Origin of the sequence: Nonomuraea mesophila (assembly GCF_004352805.1) — a bacterium.
In the GTDB taxonomy this organism is placed as follows: Bacteria; Actinomycetota; Actinomycetes; order Streptosporangiales; family Streptosporangiaceae; genus Nonomuraea; species Nonomuraea longispora.
The window spans coordinates 1-1,134 of the sequence record NZ_SMLD01000384.1 but is presented as its reverse complement, the minus strand read 5'-3'; the positions used below and the strand labels follow the sequence as shown (position 1 = coordinate 1,134).

Here is a 1,134-nt window from a genome sequence, read left to right as displayed (position 1 = left end):
GTTTCGCCAGGCTGGCGGGGTGGGACCATGCCTTGCCCCGACGGTGTCGGGCCGTTACCTGTCGTTCGCGGAGCGGGAAGAGATCGCGTTATGTCGTGCCCAGAAGCTCGGCGTGCGCGAGATCGCGCGGCGCCTGGGGCGCTCGCCATCGACGATCTCCCGCGAGATCCGGCGCAACGCCTCGACGCGGACGTATGACGTGGACTATCGAGCAACGGTCGCGCAATGGCACGCCGAGCGCCGAGCTCGTCGGCCGAAGATCGCCAAACTGGCGGCTAACCAGCAGCTGCGCGAGTATGTGCAGCAGCGGCTGGCGGGACAGGTCCGCCACCCGGACGGCACGCTGGTGGCGGGGCCGCAGACTGCGCCCTGGAAGGGACGGAACAAGCCCCACCGTCAGGACCGCCGCTGGACGACATCGTGGAGCCCAGAACAGATCTCTCAGCGGCTGAAGGTCGATTTCCCCGAGGACGACACCATGCGGATCTCACACGAGGCGATCTACCAGGCCCTGTTCATCCAGGGGCGTGGAGCGCTCAAGCGGGAGCTGGTCGCGTGCCTGCGCACCGGGCGTGCGCTGCGGGGTGCCGCGGGCCCGCGCCAGGAAGAAGGCCGGCGGCCACGTGACCCCCGAGGTGCTGATCAGCGAGCGGCCCGCCGAGGCCGAGGACCGTGCGGTTCCGGGCCACTGGGAGGGTGACCTCATCATCGGCACCGGCAGGTCGGCGATCGGCACCCTGGTGGAGCGCACGACGCGGTTCACCCTGCTGTTGCACCTGCCCCGGATGGAGGGCTTCGGCACGCAGGAACGCGTGAAGAACGGCCCGGCGCTGGCCGGTCGTGGCGCCGAAGCCGTGCGGGACGCGATCACCAAAGAGATCATCGGGTTGCCCGAGCAGCTACGTCGCTCGCTGACGTGGGACCGGGGAACGGAGCTGGCGCAGCATGCCCAACTGCGTATCGACACCGGCTTGCTGGTCTATTTCGCCGACCCTCATAGCCCTTGGCAGCGTGGCACCAACGAGAACACCAACGGCCTGCTGCGGCAGTACTTTCCCAAGGGCACTGACCTGTCACGCTGGGATGCCGAGGAGTTGGCGGCTGTTGCGTTCGCGCTCAACACCAGGCCCCGAA

The 1,134-nt window shown here is 68.6% G+C and carries 1 pseudogene; it reads left to right on the top strand.

Annotated features, from left to right (window positions below):
* A pseudogene (locus E1295_RS48175) lies at positions 1 to 1,134 on the top strand (IS30 family transposase); the annotation flags it as partial.